Here is a 21707-nt window from a genome sequence, read left to right as displayed (position 1 = left end):
CTCCTATGACGCGCCCGCGGACGCGCGGGGGAAACAGGCCGACCGCGACGGCCCCATCACCGCCCAGAACAGCGCCTGGGCCATCGCAGTGACCAATCGGCTGGCCAGCAGCACCCAGTACGAGGAGACCAGGGCCGCCACGACGCTCGCGAGGAACAGCGTGGCCAGCAGGACGCAGAGGACTAACCGACGGGGGACCGAGCGGGTCATCGTGGCGATCGGCACCGAGACGAGGGCCACGGTCAGGCCATAGCCGGACACCAGGAGCCCGATGGCCGACAACGACTGGCCCAGGTCGTCGGACATCAAGTTGAGAATGCCGATCGGCAAATTCTCGGTGGTATTGAAGGCGAACGCGCCCAGCATGAGCGCACCCACCACGGCCACACCACGCCACTTCGTCGACTCCGTCGTCATATATCCTCCACGTTCACAGCGAGCCATTCCGATCTCAGTCTGAAGGCTGAGGTGGATGGTGCGCGCTGCCTGAACGCGGAGGATGGTGCAAACGGTGCTGCACTGATAGGCGCTGAGTCGGTCACAGCGGACCTGGCCGGCGCGAACTTGCAGGCAATGAGCTGTCGTCTGCAACTGTTCGCCGCTCTGCGTAGGGCTCGATTGTCTCGGTATGCCGCGGCCCGGTGGTCGACATACGTAAAGCCCCTGATAGAAGTGGTCTTGACTAGAGATCAACTTCACAAATCAGAGGCTTCACGTCGGAGAACGCGCCAACGCCCTGCTCATCGTCACGTTCAAGGCCCTGCGCCGGGTCAGTCTCGACCCGTGGCGCATCGGGAAGATCACCCAAGCGGCACTGGTCCTGCTCTACCGCGAGCACGATTGGACCCTGCCGCCATCACACAACGTGATCTTCGGTTACTGACAACAACTCACTTGGCCAAGTAGCCCCATCCAGATGGAAGGTCGTCTCCGGTTACCGGAGGCGGCCCTTTACTATGTGCTGCAAGTACAGAAGCCACTCGTGACGGATATCTTCTTCACCTTGAGTGCCCAGTACGCATGGTCTGAACGTTTCCCTGCAAAGCGTCCGGTGGCCGAAAGTTCTGGTCACCCGGCGTTGTAGACGAATCAGCCGTGCTGCAAACCTGGCCAGGTTAATCAGCATCAGAACGACAACAGGCCACCGCCGACGGGACGAAGGCCTGTTGTCCAAGGTTGGTTAAGGGAGGGTTCCCTTCATCCAATGCCCGCAGTCCCAGCGCTCCCGCGGACCGCCCAAGCACATGCGGGTGTCGTACCACTTGCCGGTGTACGTGGTCCTCCAGAGGGAGTTACTGAGGTCAGTGACGTTCACCGTGATTCCCATCAGCGTCAGCCCTTTGTACCTGATGTAGTCGCCCAACTTCCGGGCGGTGAACAGGTTGAAGTTATCCGTATACGTGATGGATTCGCTGTCAGGGTCTGGATAGGGCTCCATGATGACGCTGATTTGGTCGAAGGTGTTGCGGGTCCAGTCGTACAACTCGACATCCACCGACACCCGGCAGTTGGGCTTGCCGTTGGCCGCCCGTGGGTATCCGGACAACATTTTGCCGTAGACCCACAGGTCCGACGTACTCCCGCCGCCGGTCCCGACACCGCCGGCCGCGATCGTGAACTTGCTCTGGTGGTGGCACCGACCGGCCTGGGTGAACCAAGACACGCCGTTGTTGGCGCTTTGCACGTTCGGTAGGCCGATTATTGGGTAGTGGTTCACCGCTGCCGACGCGCTGGGCGCGATTCCGATGATGAGCATGATCGTGGCGGTGAACGCCATCAGCGATCTGACGATATATCGCATGAAACATCCGAGGCTCAGACGTGAAAACTTACCGGGTAATCATGAGGATTGATCGTGGCCAGGTGTCGACCCCGGCCCGGCCATGATATGAACACTGCGCTGCTTGTGAGGGTGGGAATTACGCTTCAGTGAATAAAGGGCGTATGCGAGGACTCGGGCCGCTTGCCAGAGTTGGTTGGGCGGCCCGGCTGGACGTTTGAGTTTCCGATCGACAAATCGTTCTCTATTGGCCGTGTCAATGCCGTTGGTTAACGATCACGCTTTGGTTCGAGGTTGCCCGCGGCAAGAGCGCGCCGGTGGGCGGTCCTGCGTGCCGGATGCCCTTGTCGGTGGCCGCGGCGTTCCCTGTAGTTGCTTCGTCGGGTGCGTTTGACGGCTCGGGGGTGGCTGCGGCGTCGGCGGGCGGGTTGCGATTGGGAGGCTGGCCGGCCTGGTGGACGGTGCGCGTCCAGAAGGTGGCGTGGGGCGAAGGCGGAAAGGCTGGCTGGTCGGTGACCGAGCGGCGCACGATGCGCAGGGTGGCCAGGAGCTTGACCCGGGTCGGGGTCGAGGGGCCGGCCCTGGCGGGCGTCTTCGCGCAGCCGGGCCTTACGTAACTTGTGCAGGCCGACCACGGGGTTCACCGCGAGCCAGGATCCGTCGTCCAGGTCGCGCAGCCAGTACGGACGGAGCCCTGCCTGCACCCGCCACAGCAGTCGGCCTCCGCTACGGCGGGCCTGACCCAAGGCGCAGAAGCTGGCGCTGCGTCTGCTTTATCTGATCTTCATCCGGCTCCCGGGTTTGGCCGGTGCTGTTGGCTTGCTCGTAGCGGTCGAAGGACGCGCAGGTCCTGGTCCTGCGTCATCAGCTCGCGGTGTTGCGTCGGCGCGTGACAGATGTACCGCTTCAGAAGCCGTCGCAGGGCGCTTGACCTGCAGATCGATCTGAGGCGGCCGGTGAGTCCCCGGGACGTCGCCGCGCTACTGCAGGAAACTCAGCAACTGGCGGGTGGTCTCCTCGGGCGCCTCTTCCGGGATGAAGTGACCCACCGGCACCGGGCCGCCGCGAACGTCGTCGGCCCACTCCTGCCATATCGCGAGCGGGTCGTCATAGAGTTTCGCGACCGCGCCGCGGCGGCTCCAGAGGAAGAGCACGGGGCAGGAGATCTTGCGTTTCCCGCGATCCGCCTCGTCGTGCTGGTAGTCCAGCGTCGGGGATGCGCGGAACTCCTCGCAGATGGCGTGCACGGTATCGGGGCTGCTGAACTTCTTGACGTACTCGCCGCGTACTTCGGCCGGGAAAGCGTCCTTCACCTCGGACCACGAGTTGAGCATGAAGTCGACCAGGTTGGCCGGCGCCGCGTTGATGAACTGTTCCGGTACCGGTTCCGGCGCGGCGAGGAAGGACCATTGCCAGTAGAGGAGGCTGAAGTTCCCGTCGGCGCGGTTGTAAGCGTCGCCGACGGGGACGACGTCCATGACCGCGAGGCGGAGAACGGCATCCGGGTGATCCAACGCGAGGCGGTAACCGCAGCGTGCCCCGCGATCGTGTCCCACGACGCTGAACCGGTCGTAGCCTAGCTGCTGCATGACCTCGAGCTGGTCACGGCCGATCGCGCGCATGCTGTAGGGCTCATGGTCGGCGGTACTGGGTGGCTTTCCGCTGTCGCCGTACCCGCGCAGATCGGTGGCGACGACGGTGTAGCGCTCGGCGAGGCGGGGCGCTACCCGATGCCACATCAGATGCGTTTCCGGGATGCCGTGCAGGAGCAGCAGAGGCGGTCCGCTGCCGCCCCGGCGTCCGTGGATCGACGCACCCGCGGTCGAGATGTCGAACTCTTCGAATCGATCGAACATGGCCACGAACCCCCTCGAAACTCGAGGACCGTCCTGTCCTGTCGAAACTCGCGGCCGGAGTCAACGATGGATCTCCCTTGCCGTCGACCAGCCGGGTGACCGACCTCGACCCGCCGAGTGGCCGCGGGCGGCATGTCGGCGGCACTGGCGACCACCACCCCACTTACCCCGGCGCGGGCAGATCATCCCTCCCATCTCCTCCCCGGCTCCCGTGCCGCCGGCCTGGCCATGGCCTTCAAACTGATCGAGTTCGTGCAGAGGCGTTGGCGAGCGGTCAACGGCGCCCACCTGGTCGCCCTCGACCGCGCCGGGGCCCTCTTCATCGACGGCAAGCTCGTCGAACGCCCCGCTGAATCACCCGTCCCCACAGCCGCCCAGGAATTCATGATCCACAGGTCTTGACCATTGCTCGTCGGCCGCCGGCAGAATGCGCACCACCGAACGAACGGCAGAGTCCGCCAGTATTCTTCCCGTCCCGTGGCGGCACCAGTGACACCACGTCATGCGTTCACGCCAAGGACGTCATGGCGGGGTCATGACATGGTCGCACTGGCAGATCCGCGCGGCGACGGCTGAGATCGACGGTATGTCCTCGACACCAGTCATCGACGTCGACCGTCTGAATCTCACCTACGGCGACTTCCACGCCGTGCAGGACCTGTCCTTCCAGGTGCGGCGCGGGGAGTTCTACGCTCTGCTCGGCACGAACGGGGCGGGGAAGACCTCGACCCTGGAGACCGTCGAAGGCCACCGCACACCCACCTCGGGCACCGTGCGGGTTTTCGGGCAGAGCCCGCGCGACCGGCGGGCGGTGCGGCCCCGGATGGGCATCATGCTGCAGGAGAGCGGATTCTCGCCGGATCTGACGGTGCGCGAATCGCTCCGGCTGATCGGAAACCTCACCCAGCGCATCGACACGGTCGAACGCGTGCTCGGCATCGTCGACCTCACCCGCAAGGCCGGCACCAAGGTGTCCCAGCTCTCCGGCGGCGAGAAGCGGCGTCTGGACTTCGCCACCGCCGTGTACGGAGCGCCTGAGCTGATCTTCCTGGACGAGCCCACCACCGGCCTGGACATCCAGTCCCGGGACGATCTGTGGGACGCGGTGGACCGGCTGCGTGAAGACGGATCCACCATTGTTCTCACCACGCACTACCTGGAAGAGGCTCAGCAGCGCGCCGACCGCATCGGGCTCATGCACAAAGGCACCTTCCACCGGGAAGGAACTGTCTCCGAACTGACGCGCACCCTGCCCGCCGCCATCCGCTTCGCCCTGCCGGCCCCCGCACCCGCGCTACCGCTGCAGGCCAGGCGCGAGGGTGACGGGAAGTACCTCATCGAGACCTTCGGCCTGCAGAAGGACCTGCACACCCTGCTCCACTGGGCCCAGGACCACGCGGTGGAACTGCGGGACCTCCAAGCCGGACCGACCCGGCTCGACGATGTCTTCCGTGCGCTCGGCAGTGACTAGCTCACTCCCTGAATTTCCAAGAAAAGGACCTTCGCCATGCTCTCGATCGCTCTCAGTGAGCTGGTCCAGATCTTCCGGAACCGGCTGGTTCTGGTCACCTGCCTCGTCATGCCCGCGGTGGTCAGCGCGTCCTTCATCTATCAGCACGAGGTGTTCGCGGCTCTGGGCAGTCTCGGATACATCGCGGCGGTGGTGCTGTTCACGGTGGCGGCGTTCACGCTCTACACCACCACGGTGACCACGCTGGCCTCGCGCCGGCAGAACCTCTTCCTCAAGCGGCTGCGCTCCACCGCGGCGGGCGACACCGGCATCCTCTCGGGGCTGCTGCTCCCGGTCACCGTCATCTCGCTGGTACAGGTCGCCGTGATCATGACCGCGCTGGCCGTGGTCACGGGTGCGCCGGACAACGTAATTCTCCTGGCAGCGGCCGTCGTCGCGACGATGATCATGATGCTGGGGCTGGCACTGGCCACCGCGGGAGTGACCAACTCCCCGGAGCACGCCCAGGTGACCACGCTGCCCATCGCCATCGGCACCATCGTCGTGGCCAGTTGGGTGGGGATCGCCGGCACCGAGGACCTCACGCTGCTCAAGCGGCTGCTTCCCGGCGGCTCGGCCGCCGAACTGGTCGTCAACGCCTGGAACGGCGGCGTACCGATCGGTGACTCGCTGATTCTGCTGGCACCCACGCTGAGCTGGGTGGTCGTCGCCGTCGCGGTGGCTTCCCGGATCTTCCGCTGGGAGCCGCGCCGATGACGTCCGGGTCCGTCGTCCAACAGCGCCGTTCGTCATGTTCTGAGGAGAAATCAGGATGCGGAAATCCATCATAATCGTTCTCGCTGCCGCGGTGATGGCGGCGCTGCCCCCGACGGGAGTGCCGGCGGCGACGGCATCGGACACCTTGAGCTGGGGCAGGTGCCCGGAGGATGTCACCGGGGCCGGCCTGGAGTGCGCGACGCTCGACGTTCCGCTGGACTACCGCGACCCCGGCGGGAAGACGATCGAGATCGCGGTCTCGCGCCTGGCCGTCCCCAGCCCGGACAAGCGCCGCGGCGTGCTGCTGACGAACAGCGGCGGGCCAGGCGGGGCGGGGCTGGCCTTCCCGGCCATCCTGCGGGATCTGGGGCTGCCGCGCAGCGTGCTGGACAGCTATGACGTGATCGGGATGGACCCGCGGGGTGTCGGCCACAGCACCCCGGTGACCTGTGGCCTGAAGCCGGAGCAACTGGCGAGCAACATCCCCAAGTTCGCGCGTAACGCGGCCGACGTCGCAGCGCAGGCCGAGTACGTGGCCGGCATCGCCCAGCGGTGCGGCTCGTCGGCGACGGCGTCGATGCTGCCGTACATCACCACGGCGAACACCGCCCGCGACATGGACCGGATCCGGGAGGCGCTGGGCGAGTCGAAGGTCTCCTACTTCGGCATCTCCTACGGCACCTACCTCGGTTCGGTTTACACCACGCTGTTCCCGCAGCGCAGCGACCGGGTTCTGCTCGACAGCGCGACGGGCCCCGGCGGCTGGGACGCCTCCTTCACGAGGATGTTGAGCCGGGGCGTCGAGGACCGGTTCCCGGACTTCGCGAAGTTCGCCGCCGCACATCCTGAGTACGGCCTGGGCCGGACGCCGAAACAGGTGCGGGCGAAGTACTTCGACATCGCCGCGCGGCTGGACGCGAAACCGAGCCCGGAGGGCTTCAACGGCGTGCTGTTCCGCGAGATCACGTTCGCCGAGCTCTACTACGACAGGAGAATGCCGTGGCTGGCCGAGTTCTGGCGGGCGCTCGACACCGGCGGCCCGTTGCCGGCGCCGCCGCCCGGTCCTCCGAACGTGGAGAACATGCTGGCCAGCCAACTGCACGTGATCTGCAACGACTCCGACTGGCCGGAGTCGGTCCGGACCTACCAGCGCAACGTCGCGATCGACCGGGTCCGCTTCCCGATGTTCGGCGCGGCCGGGGCCAACATCACGCCGTGCGCGTTCTGGCCGTCCGAGCCGTCCGAGCCACCGGTGCAGATCACCGATCGGGGGCCGTCGAACGTACTCATCCTGCAGAACCTCCGTGACCCGGCGACGCCGCTGGCCGGTGCCCGGCAACTGCGGAAGGCCTTCGGCGACCGGGCCCGGATGGTGACCGCCGACCAGGGCGGGCACCTGGCGTACCTGTTCATGCAGAACCGGTGCGCCAACGACATCGCGACGGAGTTCCTGGTCACGGGAGAGCGCCCACGGCAGGACGTGGCGTGTCCGGCCTGACCACCGAGAGAAGGTAGGGAGAAACATGCAGAGCGACATGCTGATCGTCGAGGATCTGATGCTGCTGATGCTCGACGACGAGACGGGGGCCATAGCCGGAGCCGGCACCCTGCACTACACCCTCGGCGGCGCCGTACTCGTCGAACTCGCCCTTCGCGGCAGGGTCGAGACGGACGAAGGCCGCCCGGGGTTGAACGGTCCCAAGGTCATCGCGGTCGGGGACGGCCCACTTTCGGACCCCCTGCTTCAGTCCGCCTACGAGAAGGTCGCCGAGCGACCCCAGAGGGTACAGCCGCTCCTGCTCGCCATCGGCGGTGGGCTGTGGAAACCGGTGATCGACCGGCTTGTCGAGCGTGGCCTCATCCGTCGTGAGAGCAGGCGGGTGCTGGGCGTGTTCCGTACGACCAGGTTGCCGGCCGAGGACACCGGCCACGAGGCGGAACTCCGGCGGAAAGTGCGTGCCGTACTGGAAGACGGCGAGAGTCCCGACGCCCGCACCGCGGCGGTGATCGCGCTGCTCTCGTCAAGTGGCACCCTGCCGGCTCTCCGGCCGCCGCTCGCGTGGTCGGCCAAGGTCCACGAGCGTGCGAAGGAGCTCGAGGACGGCAGCTGGGGCGCCGCGGCCGTGAACGCCGCAGTGGCGCGCACCGCCGCGGCGATCGCCGCGTCGAGCACTGCCGTCAGCGTCGCCGTGATCACGGCGGTCACCTGAGTTCCACGCGATGCCGAACGGCGTCGTCGCGCCCGATGCGACCTGCCAGTGCGACCGCGTCATGACATCTCCGCAGTGAAGGCATGACGCGGTGTCACTGGCGGCACCACGGAGCAGGCAGAATACTGGGCAGGCGCTGCTGTTCGATCCCGGAGAGCCACCCATGCCAGACCAGTGCGCCCGGTGTGGATGGCCGCGGTCCCACGGCGCGAACCGACCGTCCGGCAACCAGGTGAGGACCCGTGAGCCCGACACACCCGGTGTCCGAGGACAACGAGCCGGCGCAGGGACAGCTGCGCAAGCTCAACCTCACCATGTTCCTCCCGCTGCTCGTCGTCGCCGGGGCGGTGGTGGTGGCGACGGACGCCCGGTCCTGGTGGGACGCCCTCGTCCTGGGCGCGGGCGTGGTGGCGGCCCTGGTGTCCTTCGTGCGGTGGGCGGCGGGAGACGTCCTGCGCGTCGCGCTGCCCTGCCTGATCGTCACCGCAGCCGTGTGGCCCTACTCCGTGCTGGTGGCCGGTGGCAGTGCGGTGTTCTTCGCCGTCGCCTCCGCAGGCGCTTTCGTCATCCCCCAGCTGTCGCGGCGCCGGGTCATGTGGGCCGTCGCGCTGACCGTCTATGTCGCCGCGGTGGGCGCGTCGAGGCTGCTGGTGGCGCACGAGGACGTTTCCGGCGTCCTGTTCCGGTACGTCCTCATCCCCACGGGCATCACCGCGGCGATCATCGGGCTCAGATTCCCCAACAAGCGCTTCTACGACGTCGTCACCGAGCTGGAGGCGGCACGGGAGCGGGAAGCGGAGCTGGCCGTGATCCGCGAACGCGTCCGGTTCGCCAGCGACCTGCACGACATCCAGGGCCACACCCTGCACGTGGTGAAGCTGAAAACGGCGCTCGCCCAAAAACTGGTCGACAGCGACACCGAACGCGCCAAACAGGAGCTGAGGGAGATCCATGCCCTGGTCAGCGACACCATCACGCAGACCAAGGCGCTCGCCTACGCACAGCGGCGGCTCAACCTCTCCGCCGAGCTGGAGAACGCCAGGAACCTCTTCGAGGCCGCGGGCATCGACGTGCGCATCGACCGCGAAGCGGACGTCGACCCGGGCGCGAGCGAACTGCTCGGCCAGGTGCTGCGCGAGACCACGACCAACATCCTGCGCCACGCCCAAGCGACGCGGGTGCAGGTCACCCTGTCGGAGTCGAGCATCACCATCGTCAACGACGGCGCCCAGCAGGCACCGCTGCCCGAGCTCCGGGGCTTGGCCGCGCTCGGACAACGCGTCACCGCCGACGGCGGCGAACTGACGGTCGAACAGAAGGACGGGCGGTTCCTGACAGCCGCGGTACTCCCGCACCGACGCTCCGAAGCACAGCAGAACCGATGATCGCCGTGGTCCTGTCACGTGAAGTGACGACCTCTTGAACCGCCCGCCGCTCGTTGCTCGGTTCAGCGGGTCCGCAGCACCAGCTCGCCGATCTCGGGAAGTACGGCGTCCGCGACCGAGACCTTCTCGATCAGCCCGTTGGCGTGGAAGAGGTCGGCGGCGTGCTGCTGCTCGGCGACGAACTCCTCGCTGACCGGGTGCAGCCCCCAGGGGCGGGTGCGCAGCGCGTGCTCCCAGGCGTCGAGGTCGCCGTCGAACAGGGCCGCCGCCTCGCGCGGGTGCTCCGCGGTCCAGCGGTCGGCCTCCTGGAGCGCGGTGACGATTCTGGCCAGCTCGTCGGGGTGCTCCACCGCGAAGTCGCGGCGGGTGAACCAGAGCGAGCGGTGGCTGAACAGGCCGTCGGTCTCCACGAGCGTCCGGGTACGAGACTCGACCGGCGTCAGGTACGGGTAGGAGCCCACCCAGGCGTCCACGTCACCGTTCACCAGCAGTTCGGCGGCGTTGCCGTAGGCGTCCACGGGGACGATGTCGCCCCACCCGAGCCCGGCGCGATCGAGGGCCAGAAGCAGGAGCGTCGTCTGCCACGAGCCGTGCCCGAGAGCCACCCGCTTGCCCTTCAGCTCCGCCACGGTGCCGATCGGCGAGTCGTCCCGCACCACCAGGCGGCCGTTCTCGACCCGTGGCTCCGAGATCGCCACGTACACGATGTCGTGCCCCTTGGCCTGGGCGGTGACCGGGGGAGTGGAGCCGGTGCCGATGAAGTCGTACCCGCCGTCGAACAGGTGGTCGCTGTGGGCGGACGGGAGCGCCCTGGTGGGATCGACCGGTGCGCCCCGGCCCAGCGCGTTCAGGTCCACCCACTCGACGCCGGGCAGCAGGTCGCGGTGGCGGGCCACCCACAGGGTGTTGTTCTGCGGGAAGTAGCCGACTCGGGTGGTCATGAGGTGCGTCCTTTCAGTAGCGGCAGTACATGGCGGCCCACGCGGCGGGCCTCTTCGAGATGGGGGATCCCGGCCAGGATGAAGGCGTCCACGCCGAGGTCCAGGAGTTGGTCAAGGCGTTCGGCGACCTGGTGGTAGTCGCCGACCAGGCCGAAGGCGGGGCCGTCGCGCAACTGGCTGAACCCGCCCCACACGTTGGGGGCGACCTCCAGGGTGCGGGGGTCGTCACCGGACTCGGCGAGGAAGGAGCGGCTGCGCCGCACGCCGACGGAGTCGCCGCCCGAACCGCCGCCCGAGTCGTCGTCGCGCGGCCTGGCCTGCCAGCCCTGCCGGATCTCCTCCCACGCCTCCTCCTCGGTTTCCCGGGCCAGCACGTCCACGCGCACGGCGAATCGGGGCGGCGTGGCGCTGTGCGCGCGTACGGCGTCGAACTTCGCCGCCAGCGCGTCGAACGGCTCCAGCCATGACAGGTAGTAGTCGGCGTGACGGCCGGCGGCGTCGATGGCGGCGGGGGAGGAGCCGGAGAAGAAGATCTCCGGGAACGGCTGCCCGGCCAGTTCCGCCGGCAGCCCCGCGTTCTCCACCTGGTAGAAGCGGCCATGATGGGTGTGCCCGCCCTGCCAGACGCCCTTGAGCACGTCCAGGAACTCCGAAGTGCGCGCGTAGCGGTCGTCGTGGTCCACCTTGTCGCCCCACCAGAGCTGCGCGGGACCGCCGCCGCCGGAGATGACGTTGTAGACGATCCGGCCGCCGGTCGCCCGTTGCAGTGTGGCCGTCATCCGGGCCGCCTGCACCGGGTGCAGGAACCCGGGCTGGAAGGCCACCATGAAGCGGTATGACGTGGTCTCGCGGGCCAGCGTCGCGGCGGCGGCCCACGGGTCGTCGGTGTGCGGGAAGTTCGGCAGCAGCCCGCCGACGAAGCCGGACTCCTCGGCCGCCCGCGCGACCTCGGCCATGTAGTCGGCGTGCGTGTAGCCGTCGTCCCGGCCGTCCCGAATGCCGGGGGCGGTGCCGTGGGGAGCGAATCCGCCCCGGCTGCGGACCCGGCGGCGCAGCGACGGCTGGTCGCCCTCCATGTGGATGCGCCAGTAGATGTCAACCGGCAACGGTGCGCTCCTTCACGTGTTCGCCGAGGTGGTAGACGTCCTCGGTCTGGAGGAAGAACTCGGTGACGCTCCGCCCCGCGTACTCCGCCACGCGGTCGAGCGAGGCCAGGTGAACGCCGTAGCGCAGGCCGGGCAGCTCGGGGACGAGGGCGTCCAGGTCGTCGTCCTCGGCGAAGACGTGCACGTCCGCGTGCCGCCGCGACAGGGCGAGGGCCTCGGGAGAGGTGCCGGAGAGCTGCACCTCGGGGAAGGGCGGCGCCGACAGCGGCGGGCCGAAGCCGCCCGCGGCGACCTCGTAGAACTCACCGCGGAAGTCGAACGGGCCGCCGTGCCAGACGCCCTTGGCGACGGTCAGGAACTCGTCGGCGCGGGCGTAGCGGTCGGGGCCGGTCAGGAAGTCGCCCTGCGCCCTGGCCGCGTCCGCGTCGAGGTCCACCGCGAGCCGCCAGCCCAGCCGGCCGGCGGCGAAGCGCTGCAGCGAGGCCGAGAGCTTGGCCACGTAGACGGGGGTGGCGGCCGCGGCGTGGAACCCGGCGACCACGCGCAGGTGCCGGGTCCGGCGCAGGGCGTTCGCGGCCACGGTCAGGGACTCCTGCCCGCCGGGGTCGAACGGCACCAGCGCCCCCGCCAGCCCCGCCAGGTCCGCGGCCACGGCGGTCCGTCCGGCGGGATCGGTCAGGGCGGGCCGCACGTCGGCGACGAACGCGGGCAGTTCCGGCGCGGCGGTGCTCCTGGTGGGGAGGACGACGTGGAAACGGGAGGTCGCGGGGCCGCCGCCGCGCGGGGGCGTCTCGGGGTGGGTCATCATGCCACCTCCGCCAGGGGCACCTCTTCGAGCAGGGCGTCGATGCGCGGAAGCAGTTCCTCGGCCAGCGGCTCGATCTGGGTGTCCAGGACGAACAGGCCACGCGTGACATGCCGCGCGCCGAGCACGCTCAGCACCGGCCGCAGCGCGTAGTCCACGGCCAGCAGGTGCGCCACAGTGCCGCCGGTGGCGATGGGCACCACCGACTTGCCGGTGAAGGCGCCCTGCGGCAGCACGTCCAGGAACGACTTCAGCAGGCCCGTGTAGGCGGCCTTGTAGATGGGCGTGGCCACGACGATCACCTCGGCCGCCCGCACCAGGCGCGCGGCCCGCGCCAGCTCCGGATGCGTGACGTCGCCGTGCAACAGGGGTTCGGCGGGCAGATCTCGCAGGCGCAGGACCGTGGCCGGCCGGTCCAGCCGCCCGGCCAGATGGTCGACCAGGCGGCCGGTACGGGAGCCGGCCGAAGGACTGCCGGAGATGAACAGGACGGTCATGTCAGATCTTTCCTAGAAGTTCGGCGGAAACGGGCGGGCTGACTGCCCCGTCTCTTCGAGGAACCAGGGCGGCGGCACGTGGTACGGCGGCCGCGCCGTCGCGGGCAGCGCGGGGTCGGCGCGGGGGCGGCGCGGTCATCGCGGCACCTCCTCGCGAGTCGAGCCCGCGTGGGTGTCGACGCCGAGGTCGGCGAGGAGCCGGCGGCGCAGCTCGACGAAACCGGCGTCCGTCCTGTCGCGCGGCCGGTCGAGACCGACCTGAAGGTCCGTGACGAACCTGCCCTCGCGCAGCACCGCGATCCGGTCCGCGAGCAGGATCGCCTCCTCCACGTCGTGCGTGACCAGCACCACGGCCGGGCGGTGCCGGGCGCACAACTCGGCGATCAGGTCCTGCATGTGCAGCCGGGTGAGCGCGTCGAGCGCGGCGAACGGCTCGTCCAGCAGGAGCAGCTCCGGCTCGCGTACCAGGGCCCTGGCCAGGGCCACCCGCTGGGCCTCGCCACCGGACAGCGTCGCGGGCCAGGCGTCGGCGTGCCGGCTCAGTCCCACCTCCGCCAGGGCCGCGAGCCCCTTGGCGCGGGCCGAGCGGCCTTGCCCGATGATCACGTTCGCGAGCGCGCGCTTGGAGGGGACGAGCCGCGGCTCCTGGAAGACGACCGTGCGCACCGGCGGCACGAGCACGGTTCCGCCGGTGGCGGCGTCCAGGCCGGCGAGGATGCGCAGCAGCGTGGTCTTGCCCGTGCCGCTCGCGCCGAGCAGCGCGAGGAACTCGCCACGGCGCACGTCCAGGTCCACCCCGTCGAGCACGGCGCGCTCGCCGAAGACCTTGCGCAGCCCTCTCGTCCGTACGGCGAGGCCCGCCGACTCCGGCCTCATCGGATGCTCACCGCCCTGCGCCAGGGCATCGTCACCCGTTCGATCAGCCGCAGCGTCAGGTCGGCCATCAGCCCGATCACCGCGTACAGCAGCACGCACAGCGCCAGGATGTCGGTACGCAGGTAGTCGGTGGCGCGGGCCATCAGGTAGCCGAGCCCGGCCGTCACGTTGATCTCCTCGGCCGCGATGAGCGCGATCACGCTGAGCGTGGTGGCCAGGCGCAGCCCGGCGAAGACCGACGGCAGCGCCCCCGGCAGCACGACCTCGCGCGCGATGGCGAGCCGGCCGAGTCCGAACGAGCGCGCCGCCTCGACGACCTTGCGGTCCACGTTGCGCACGCCGCTGGAGACGTTGACGTACATGGGGAAGGTGCAGGCCACGCCGATCAGCAGGATCTTGGAGGCCTCCTCGATCCCGAACCAGACGACGAACAACGAGGTCAGCGCCAGGAAGGGGATGGCGCGCAGCGCCTGCATCGAGGAGTCCACGAGTTCCTCGCCGAGCTGGGTGAAACCGGAGACGACGCCGAGCAGCAGGCCGGTGGAGGCGCCCAGCACCAGGCCGAGGCCGGCCCGGGTGATGGAGACGCGCAGCGCCTCAGGGAGTTGCCCGTCGGCCCACAGCTCGCCGAAGGTCGTGACGACGTCTTGGGGACCGGCGAGGACGTCCTCGGTGAGGACACCGGAGGCGGTGGCCGCGTACCAGGCCGCCAGCAGCAGGACGGGGCCGACGGCCCGCAGCGCGAACGTCAGCGCGGGCGCGCGTCCGGCGGCACGGGGCGGGTCCGGGGCGACGAGCCCCTGCACTGCCACGCTCATTGCTTCGCGTTCCCGAGGGTCGTCACGTCCACGACGTGCGGAGCGACGTCCAGCGGCGCGGTGAGCACCTTCTGGTCGAGGAAGAACTTCGCGACATCCTGATATTTCGCGATCTCTGTGGCGGTGACCGCTTGGGCGGGCTTGCCCTGCTTCTGGAGGTCGACCACCAGGTCCTTCTGCGCGCCCTGCACGGCCTGCGGGCCCGCCTGGGTGAAGACGTTCAGGTACGCCTCCGGGTCGGCGATCTCCTTCGTGCTGCCCTCCTTGATGTACTCGAACAGCGTCTTGACCACCTCGGGATGCTCGTCGAGCAGCTTGTTGGCGGCCACGTAGATCACGTAGTTGTCCGACTTGATGGCTTCGCCGTCGGCCAGGATCCGGGCGTCCAGGTCGGTGACGGCGGGGATGAGGTAGGTGGAGAACGTCGACCAGGCGTCCACCTTGCCCGAGCCGAAGACCGGCGCGGTCTGCGGCGGGTTCAGGTAGACGCGCTTGACCGCGTCCACCGGTACCTTGAACGTCTGCAGCGCCTTGAGCAGCAGGTACTCACTGGTGCCGCCGTGCCCGACCGCCACGCTGCGCCCGGCCAGGTCGGCCACCGACTTGATCGGCGAGCCGTTCTTGACCACGATCCCCTCGCCGGGGAGGTCGGGCGGCACCGTGGCGAAGATCTTGAAGCTGGGCTTGACGGCCAGCGCGGTGACGCCGGCGGTGATCGAGCCGGTCGCGACGTCGAGCGAGCCGGCGTTGATGGCCTGGGCGGCGGGGGCGAAGACGGAGAAGTCGCCCACCCACTTGACCTTGGCGTTGACCTTGGCCAGGGCGGCGTCCAGGCTGCCGTCCTTCTTGGCGACGGCGAGGAAGCCGCTGTTGCCCGGGTCCGAGATCCGGACGACCACCTGCTCCTGGGCGGCGGTGGCGCTGGTGCCGCCACCGCAGGCCGCGGCCAGGAGGACGAGAGGGACGGCGAGCAGCAGCTTACGCATGGGTGACTCCTTGGAGCGGGGTGTGATCGGCCCAGGCCGCGATGTCCACGGGCGATTCGAGGAATCGGTGGCCGCGCAGGAAGTGCTCCTGCTCGGCCAGCAGGTCGAGGCGTTCGGGTGACAGGTCCAGGTGGAGCGAGGCGCCGGGGACGTAGGCGGCGGCCACGGCGGCCGCGCCCGCGCCGGTCTCGGCGCCGAGGATCCTGACGACCTCCGCCGGATGGTCGGCGGCCCAGTCGGCCGCCCGCAGCAGGACGCCGAGGAAGCGGATGACCACGTCAGGGTGCTCGTCGAGCAGGCCCTGGTGCACGGTGATCGGCCGTGGGGTGCCGTTGTTCACCCGCGCCCGCCGATCCGGCACGGCGTCGAGGTCGATGCCGACCTCCGCGCCATGGCGCAGGGCGGCCTCGACGGCGAGCGCGCCCTTGACGTAGACCGCGTCCACCTTGCCGGCGGCCAGCGCGGCCAGCTCCGTCTCCCATTGGCCGCCGCCCGGCGCGGCCTCGACCTCCACCGGCACGGCGTCGCCGAGGCCGAGCCCGGCCAGCCCCAGCGCCCCGTGGAAGCCGCGCAGGGCCATGGCCCGCCAGAAGTCGATGGCGATGCGGTGCCGGGGCACGGCCAGGCGCAGGCCTTTGAGCTGCTCGGGGTGCTCCAGGGCGGTGTCGGCGCGGACCAGGATGGCCTGCCGCTCCTCGATCCAGGTCAGCCCGATCAGGCGGGTGGCCTCGCCGCGCGAGCGCGCCCAGAGCGCGGGTACGTTGCCGCCTTCGCGGAACAGACCGGTCAGGGCGTGGGTGTAGTGCGTCTCGCGGCGGACGCCGGGGCCGCCGTCCTGCAGGGATCTGACCTCGATTCCGTCGGCGGCGAACTCTCCGGCCAGCCAGCCCAGGTCGGCCGCGATGCCCGTCGCGGTGGGTACGGGACAGCGGGTGAACCAGACGGTGTCGAGCGCGGCTGTGGTCATGCACGCAGTTTGCTAGTAAATTGGTAGGAAATGCAAAGAATGTCCCGCGATGCGGGAAACACTCTCGGCAGAACCGGCTCTGAGCTGGCCCCAGCCCTCCCTACTCGAATGGCGGAGTTTCCCGTATGGCAGCAGAAGACGGCGTGCAGTCCGTACGCAGGGCGATCGGCATGCTCGACTGCTTCGGCGGCGGGGACGCCTCGCTCAGCCTGTCCGACCTCTCGCGCAGGACGGGGCTGTCCACCTCGACCACACACCGCCTGGCCAGGACGCTGGCCATCGCCGGCTTCCTGGAACAAGAGACGCGCACGGGCCGCTACCGCCTCGGGCCGTCGATCACCGAGCTGGGGCAGCTCTCCTTCCACCGGCGCGGCCTGCACCGCATCGCGCCCGAACTGGCCGAGCTGGCCCGGATCACCTCCGCCACCGTGGACCTGGCCGTCCGCGGCGACAGGCACGCGGTCATCCTGAGCGGCGGCTCGCTCAACCCCGACAGCGGCATCGGCCTGCGCCGCCCGCTGCACTCCACGGCGCTGGGCAAGGTCCTGCTGGCCTGGGACCCGGAGGGCAGGGCGGACCTGGAATCGCTCGGGCCCCTGCGGGCGCTGACCGGCCGCACGATCGTGAACCACGGCGAACTCCGCGCCGAACTGGACCGCGTACGCGAGGCCGGGTACGCGCTCAACGACGGGGAGTCGGGCGACGGAGTCCGCACGGTCGCGGTGCCGGTGCTCGACCGGCAGGGCCACGTGCGTTACGCGCTGGCCGTGCGCTCCACGCCGCTGGTCATGAGCGACGCGCGGATCGACTGGTTCGTCACGCACGCGCGGGCCTGCGCACGCGCGCTGGAGGTGCTGCTGATCCCGCCCGCCGAGCGCCGGCTGCGCACCTCCGCCTCGGAGTGAGGAGGCTGCGGCTTCGACGTGCTTGTAGAGGTGCGGCACGTCCGCGCGGGCAGCGGGGGTGATCGCCTGCCCCCGGTACGACAGGTGGTCCTACGCGACTATGCGTACCGTGCCCGCGTGGGTGAGGAAGTACCCGATCACTCGTGTCTGGGGCGGCGGTTGGACATGCGCGTCAGAATATGCCGAACCGGTCGATTGATGCCGACGTGGCCAATCCTGCCCATACCCTGAGGGCGGCTGCCAACAGGCGGGAGGCGATCGTGGGAATGACGCCGCCGGGCACCGGCCCGCTGTCCCCTGACTACAGTGGGCTCGATCCCGAGCTCATGGACACGTTCATCACCACGTTCAAGAGCGGTGGCGACCGGGTCGGCGAGGCGGCCGGGGCGCTGCGCCGGCTGCTGGAGCAGGCGAGGCTGACCACGGCGGATCTGCAACCGCTCGCCGCCACCTTGTTGTGGGTGGATGTGAAGCTGCCGGAGCTGCGCCGCCGTGCCCAGGCGGCCAGGGCGGCGAACGCCGTGGCTCCTTGGCGGACCGGTCTGCTGCCGTTCGACGAGAGCCGGCTCATGTCACAGAGCGAGGCCAGGAAGAAGGGCTCGGAGCTGGCCGAGCGGTTCAGGGACGCGAAGTCGGGTCCCGGATCGTTCATGGAGCGGCCCTACGATGACGCACTGGGCATTCTCATCGCTGAGCTGGACGCTCACCGCGACGACCCGGATTTCACCGCGGCGTTCTTCGCCGGGCTCGGCGCTGAGGGCACGCTCGGCATTGTCGGGAAGGTGCGGGCGGGCATGCGCGACCCTGAGAAGGCGGTCGATGTGGTGAGCCGCGCTTTCGGTACCGCGGTGCGTGGCGGGGACGTCGTCTCGCGTGGGCACGGTGATCGGTCCGGTGTGTTCACGGGTACGGATGTGCCTGGTTTCGCCAAGCTCAAGAACGAGCTCGCGCAAGGGCCGGGCAACCCCGGTGATCGCTCGCTGGGCTGGCTGCTCCGGGCGGGGGACTTTCCGCCCGAGTGGCTCGCCAAGGTGGTGAAAGCGCATGCGCTGACGCCGGACAGCCGGCTCCAGGGGAAGGAGATGGCGGGATATCTCGACGCGCTGGGCAACAATCCCGCCGCCGCCCGGCTGGCCCTGGCCGCGGTGCGGAAGGACGGCGTGCCGCTGTCGACGCTGCTGCGAGACCTCAACTGGAGGACCCGGAGAGAGGTGTCCTCCGGCCCTGAGGCGGCGGACGCCTTCGGGCGGATGCTCGCGGCCGCGGCGGGGGCCTACGACGAGAAGGACGGGGCGCACGCTCCCGAATCGGCGAAATTCGCCTTCGATCTCATGCGGGCGCTGCCTGAGCTCGACAACACCACCCCGGCCGAGCAGCAGCGCGGGATCAGGTCCCTGGACCTCGACGACGCGACCAGGAAGCACCTGGCCGAGATCGCCGGCGCGTACGCCACGGAGATCACCGAGGGTGCGAACGTCGGTGATGCGAACCGTACACAAGGCAGCGCTTTCGGCCCGGTGGAGACGGTCGTGCCGGGGCTGAGGCCCGCCTTCCGGCTGTCGCCCGAGGAGACGTACGCGTTCGTCAAGCTGTTCGCGAACTCCCCGGCCACCATCGCACCGTTCGAAGAGGGCATGGGCAGACTGACCGATCGGCTCATGACCGCGGCGGCCAAAGCCGATGGTGGCCGGGGCATCGACAACCTTCAACGGGCGATGAGGGCGCTCGGATACACGGCGGGGATGCAGTTCGCCGCCGAACGAGCGGTGCAAGGCCGGCTCGACAAGGAGGACCAGGCGTTCCGCGAGTTGCAGGCCGCCAGGCTCGGGTTCTTCATCAATGTGGCGGGGGCGCCCGTGGCGTTGCAGGGGCAGCCGCTCTGGATCGTGATGAGCACCGTGGCGGGGAACGCGCTCAACGAGTTGTCCGAGGTCGACAAGACGCGACTGGACGCTCTCGACGACAAGACCAGGCTGGCTGCGCTGGCGAGAGGGAGGTGGTTGGTGGACATGTTGATGGCCGGAGGGTTCAGACCGCAGGTGTCGGCGGCGGACGAGCGGTTCAACTCTCCGCCGATCGTCGATGAGAACGGGCGGCTGTTACCTTTCGAGAAGATCACTCAGAGCCAGGAAGCACTCCGGAACCTCAACAACTGGCTGATCGCCAACGGATCCGGTCTCACCGACGAGAGCCGCATCGGAGAGGCGATGCAGAGATTGGACGTGGAGTTCCGCGGAGCACGTGACAAGGCGATGTCCGAGGCCACAGAGCTCGATTGATCGATCACTACTTGGATGGAAGGCACTCTGTTTCGCCTCTCACCACCATCGAGCCTTTGGCCGGTGCGCTCAGGACGATACGGAGGTGGAGATCCTTGTTCGCGACTTCCTGGTAGGTGTCGCTGGAATTCGAGCTGGTGAAGTCGTATTCGGCGACCTTGTCTAGAGAGCCGATCATTGCCAGGAGGGTCAAATTCGAATCTCCCGAGTAGAAGGCGTCCCTTGCCGTGGCCGCGTAGGTGCGCTTGACTTTGCCTTCAGTGCAGGGAACATCCTTGCCGCCTGGGTCCGTGACCTTGATGTCTTTGCCTTGAGCTCCGTCCAGCGTCCGCGTGATGTGCTCTTTGAGTGTCAAGCCCGCTTCGGCGGCCGTGGGCACGGCGGGATGATCCGTCCCCCCGCAGCCGGCCAGCACAAAAAGCGTGATTAGGAGCGCCGAAAGCATGCGCCGTGCCGGATTCGTCATTGATTCTCCTCCGCAGGCGGGCCAGCATCCGGACAAGTTTCATAATGTTCGGTAGGTCACTGCAAGCCATTCAACGAATTCTTATAGGAAGCCGATGGCTCCGGTACCCAATCCGCGCCATGCGGAATTACAACACCTCATCGCCCAGGCCAGGGCGCATGTGGACCGGTTGGAGACGGCGCTCGATCCCGCCTGTGACCAGTTCGGTGGCCAGGCCATCTGGGTCGGTCGGACCGCTCAAGGCTTCGCCAGGGAGTTGACCGGGCATCGCACTCGGGTGCGAGCGGTGGCACGGGCGGTTCTCGCGACTCTCGAAGAGGAGATGCGCAGGACTCCATCCGAGGTGCCGTCAGGCGAGGCCAAGAACCCATAGTGTCCGTGTCCATGTAAAAGTGAGTCTGGCCCACTTTTGCATGATCGGCGTTCTCAAGATCACGATCATGTTGAGCCGGGTGCGGGCCGGTGCTGATGCCGGGACGCTACTCTGTGTCGATCACGGCGCTGTTGGCGTCGTGTTCGCGCATCTTGCCATCCCGATCAGGCGGGGCCCGCACTCGACCGCAGGATCGCCCTCATGGTCAACAACATCTGGACCGCCCGGCCGCGTCGCGGTACTGCGTGCGGCGGCGGCCATCCGACACCACCGTGCGTCGAAACCTCGACGGCCTCACCGACACGGCTCCGGGCGTCGTCGTGTCGGTGCCGGCGGTGGCGGTGGCACGCGTCCAGCGGGGCAGGCTTTCCCCGCGATCAGGCTTCGAACGGCTCCAGTACGAACACCGGGATTTCCCGATCCGTCTTTGTCTGGTAGTCGGCATACGGCGGATATGCCGCCACCGCACGCTGCCACCACTCGGCCTTCTCCGCGCCAGTCACTTCACGAGCCCTCATGTCCTGCTTCGCCGGGCCGTCCTGAAGCTCCACACGGGGCTCGGACTTGAGGTTGAAGTACCAGACGGGGTGCTTGGGAGCGCCGCCCTGCGAGGCGACCACGGCGTATCGGCCTTCGTGTTCCACACGCATCAGCGGCGTCTTGCGGATCTTGCCGCTTTTGGCGCCGAGATTGGTCATCACGATGACGGGCAATCCCGTGTCCCTCAAGGTCGTGCCCTTGGTGCCGCCGGAGTTCTCGTACAGCTCGACTTGCTCACGTACCCACTGCTCAGTGCTGGGTTCGTACTCACCCTCAAGAGGCATGTCATCCGTCCCCTAGGTCGGCCAACTCTCGTACGAGGGGTGCAACGTCCGCACCGTGCGGATTTCATCCATGTCTGGTCTCGGTCGCTGGTGATGACGGTGTCCCTCTCTGCCAAAATAGACAGAGGTAGCAAACAGGCACAAAACTCCGTACTGAGGGTGGGGAAGGAGACGTCCTTCGTGGGAGCAAACGAACAGGATCCACCGATCCCTGACCCCAGGTGCGCGAGCGAGCCACGGCACGCCGCTACACCGCCGCGTACAAGGCCCGGATCCTGGAGGAGTACGACCGGCTCGACAAGGCCGGCAAGGGCGCGCTGCTGCGCCGCGAAGGTCTGTACTCCTCGCTGATCTCCAGTTGGAGTACGGCCCTGACATCACGACTACCCCGAGACGCCGATATGAG

The 21707-nt window shown here is 68.5% G+C and carries 22 protein-coding genes and 1 pseudogene; 8 read left to right on the top strand and 15 right to left on the bottom strand.

Annotated elements, in window-relative coordinates; all coding sequences use genetic code 11:
- Positions 1-3 precede the first annotated feature (3 nt).
- The 5 genes from ABD844_RS40015 to ABD844_RS39995 all read right to left on the bottom strand — a co-directional run bounded on the left by ABD844_RS40015 (position 4) and on the right by ABD844_RS39995 (position 3636).
- Positions 4-417, bottom strand: coding sequence for an MFS transporter (locus ABD844_RS40015; RefSeq protein WP_344890366.1), 414 nt, complete (start codon positions 415-417; stop codon positions 4-6).
- A gap of 265 nt (positions 418-682) precedes the next feature.
- Positions 683-838 (bottom strand): hypothetical protein, encoded by a 156-nt coding sequence (locus tag ABD844_RS40010; protein WP_344890363.1) that lies wholly within the window; start codon positions 836-838, stop codon positions 683-685.
- 342 nt (positions 839-1180) lie between these two features.
- Positions 1181-1777, bottom strand: a complete 597-nt coding sequence (locus tag ABD844_RS40005; protein WP_344890361.1) for a hypothetical protein — start codon at positions 1775-1777, stop codon at positions 1181-1183.
- Positions 1778-2036: 259 nt separating this feature from the next.
- Complete coding sequence (locus ABD844_RS40000) at positions 2037-2309, bottom strand: hypothetical protein (protein WP_344890358.1); 273 nt, start codon at positions 2307-2309, stop codon at positions 2037-2039.
- 451 nt (positions 2310-2760) lie between these two features.
- Positions 2761-3636, bottom strand: a complete 876-nt coding sequence (locus tag ABD844_RS39995; RefSeq protein ID WP_344890400.1) for an alpha/beta fold hydrolase — start codon at positions 3634-3636, stop codon at positions 2761-2763.
- Positions 3637-3837: 201 nt separating this feature from the next.
- Here ABD844_RS39995 and ABD844_RS39990 point away from each other — a divergent pair.
- The 6 genes and pseudogenes from ABD844_RS39990 to ABD844_RS39965 all read left to right on the top strand — a co-directional run.
- A pseudogene (locus ABD844_RS39990) lies at positions 3838-4038 on the top strand (IS256-like element IS6120 family transposase); the annotation flags it as partial.
- Positions 4039-4222: 184 nt separating this feature from the next.
- Complete coding sequence (locus ABD844_RS39985) at positions 4223-5107, top strand: ABC transporter ATP-binding protein (RefSeq protein ID WP_344890355.1); 885 nt, start codon at positions 4223-4225, stop codon at positions 5105-5107.
- A 36-nt stretch (positions 5108-5143) separates the two neighbouring features.
- On the top strand, positions 5144-5863 hold the full coding sequence (locus ABD844_RS39980) for an ABC transporter permease (protein WP_344890352.1): 720 nt from the start codon (positions 5144-5146) through the stop codon (positions 5861-5863).
- Positions 5864-5918: 55 nt separating this feature from the next.
- The gene (locus tag ABD844_RS39975) at positions 5919-7361 is read left to right on the top strand and encodes an alpha/beta hydrolase (RefSeq protein ID WP_344890349.1); all 1443 of its coding nucleotides are present in this window, start codon (positions 5919-5921) and stop codon (positions 7359-7361) included.
- A 25-nt stretch (positions 7362-7386) separates the two neighbouring features.
- Positions 7387-8073 (top strand): GOLPH3/VPS74 family protein, encoded by a 687-nt coding sequence (locus ABD844_RS39970; protein WP_344890346.1) that lies wholly within the window; start codon positions 7387-7389, stop codon positions 8071-8073.
- A gap of 242 nt (positions 8074-8315) precedes the next feature.
- Positions 8316-9458 carry a sensor histidine kinase gene (locus tag ABD844_RS39965; protein WP_344890343.1) on the top strand — a complete coding sequence of 381 codons (1143 nt, stop codon included), beginning with the start codon at positions 8316-8318 and terminating at the stop codon, positions 9456-9458.
- Positions 9459-9520: 62 nt separating this feature from the next.
- Here ABD844_RS39965 and ABD844_RS39960 read toward each other — a convergent pair whose 3' ends face one another.
- From ABD844_RS39960 to ABD844_RS39925, 8 genes are all read right to left on the bottom strand, one after another.
- Positions 9521-10399: an ABC transporter substrate-binding protein gene (locus ABD844_RS39960; RefSeq protein ID WP_344890340.1), complete on the bottom strand. Its 879-nt coding sequence runs from the start codon at positions 10397-10399 to the stop codon at positions 9521-9523.
- Positions 10396-11505 (bottom strand): LLM class flavin-dependent oxidoreductase, encoded by a 1110-nt coding sequence (locus tag ABD844_RS39955; RefSeq protein ID WP_344890337.1) that lies wholly within the window; start codon positions 11503-11505, stop codon positions 10396-10398. The genes ABD844_RS39960 and ABD844_RS39955 overlap by 4 nt, the downstream gene beginning before the upstream one ends.
- Positions 11495-12313, bottom strand: a complete 819-nt coding sequence (locus ABD844_RS39950) for an LLM class flavin-dependent oxidoreductase (RefSeq protein WP_344890334.1) — start codon at positions 12311-12313, stop codon at positions 11495-11497. The genes ABD844_RS39955 and ABD844_RS39950 overlap by 11 nt, the downstream gene beginning before the upstream one ends.
- On the bottom strand, positions 12310-12807 hold the full coding sequence (gene ssuE / locus ABD844_RS39945; protein WP_344890331.1) for an NADPH-dependent FMN reductase: 498 nt from the start codon (positions 12805-12807) through the stop codon (positions 12310-12312). Before ssuE ends, ABD844_RS39950 begins: the two co-directional genes overlap by 4 nt.
- A gap of 135 nt (positions 12808-12942) precedes the next feature.
- Positions 12943-13683, bottom strand: coding sequence for an ABC transporter ATP-binding protein (locus tag ABD844_RS39940; protein WP_344890328.1), 741 nt, complete (start codon positions 13681-13683; stop codon positions 12943-12945).
- Entirely contained in the window at positions 13680-14501 is an 822-nt protein-coding gene (locus ABD844_RS39935) for an ABC transporter permease (RefSeq protein ID WP_344890325.1), read from the bottom strand. The genes ABD844_RS39940 and ABD844_RS39935 overlap by 4 nt, the downstream gene beginning before the upstream one ends.
- Positions 14498-15487, bottom strand: coding sequence for an ABC transporter substrate-binding protein (locus tag ABD844_RS39930; RefSeq protein ID WP_344890322.1), 990 nt, complete (start codon positions 15485-15487; stop codon positions 14498-14500). Before ABD844_RS39930 ends, ABD844_RS39935 begins: the two co-directional genes overlap by 4 nt.
- Complete coding sequence (locus tag ABD844_RS39925) at positions 15480-16454, bottom strand: ABC transporter substrate-binding protein (RefSeq protein WP_344890319.1); 975 nt, start codon at positions 16452-16454, stop codon at positions 15480-15482. The genes ABD844_RS39930 and ABD844_RS39925 overlap by 8 nt, the downstream gene beginning before the upstream one ends.
- A gap of 125 nt (positions 16455-16579) precedes the next feature.
- Here ABD844_RS39925 and ABD844_RS39920 point away from each other — a divergent pair, with 125 nt between their 5' ends.
- Entirely contained in the window at positions 16580-17359 is a 780-nt protein-coding gene (locus ABD844_RS39920; protein WP_344890316.1) for an IclR family transcriptional regulator, read from the top strand.
- 266 nt (positions 17360-17625) lie between these two features.
- Positions 17626-19638 (top strand): DUF6571 family protein, encoded by a 2013-nt coding sequence (locus ABD844_RS39915; protein WP_344890397.1) that lies wholly within the window; start codon positions 17626-17628, stop codon positions 19636-19638.
- Between the two features lie 7 nt (positions 19639-19645).
- Here ABD844_RS39915 and ABD844_RS39910 read toward each other — a convergent pair whose 3' ends face one another.
- Together ABD844_RS39910 and ABD844_RS39905 are read right to left on the bottom strand one after the other, a co-directional pair.
- Positions 19646-20104 (bottom strand): hypothetical protein, encoded by a 459-nt coding sequence (locus ABD844_RS39910; protein WP_344890313.1) that lies wholly within the window; start codon positions 20102-20104, stop codon positions 19646-19648.
- Between the two features lie 750 nt (positions 20105-20854).
- The gene (locus ABD844_RS39905; protein ID WP_344890310.1) at positions 20855-21301 is read right to left on the bottom strand and encodes a nitroreductase family deazaflavin-dependent oxidoreductase; all 447 of its coding nucleotides are present in this window, start codon (positions 21299-21301) and stop codon (positions 20855-20857) included.
- Between the last annotated feature and the right edge of the window lie 406 nt (positions 21302-21707).

Origin of the sequence: Nonomuraea antimicrobica (assembly GCF_039536965.1) — a bacterium.
Classification (GTDB): domain Bacteria; phylum Actinomycetota; class Actinomycetes; order Streptosporangiales; family Streptosporangiaceae; genus Nonomuraea; species Nonomuraea antimicrobica.
Note: the sequence above shows the minus strand (reverse complement) of the source record. Positions and strands in the feature narration are given on the sequence as shown.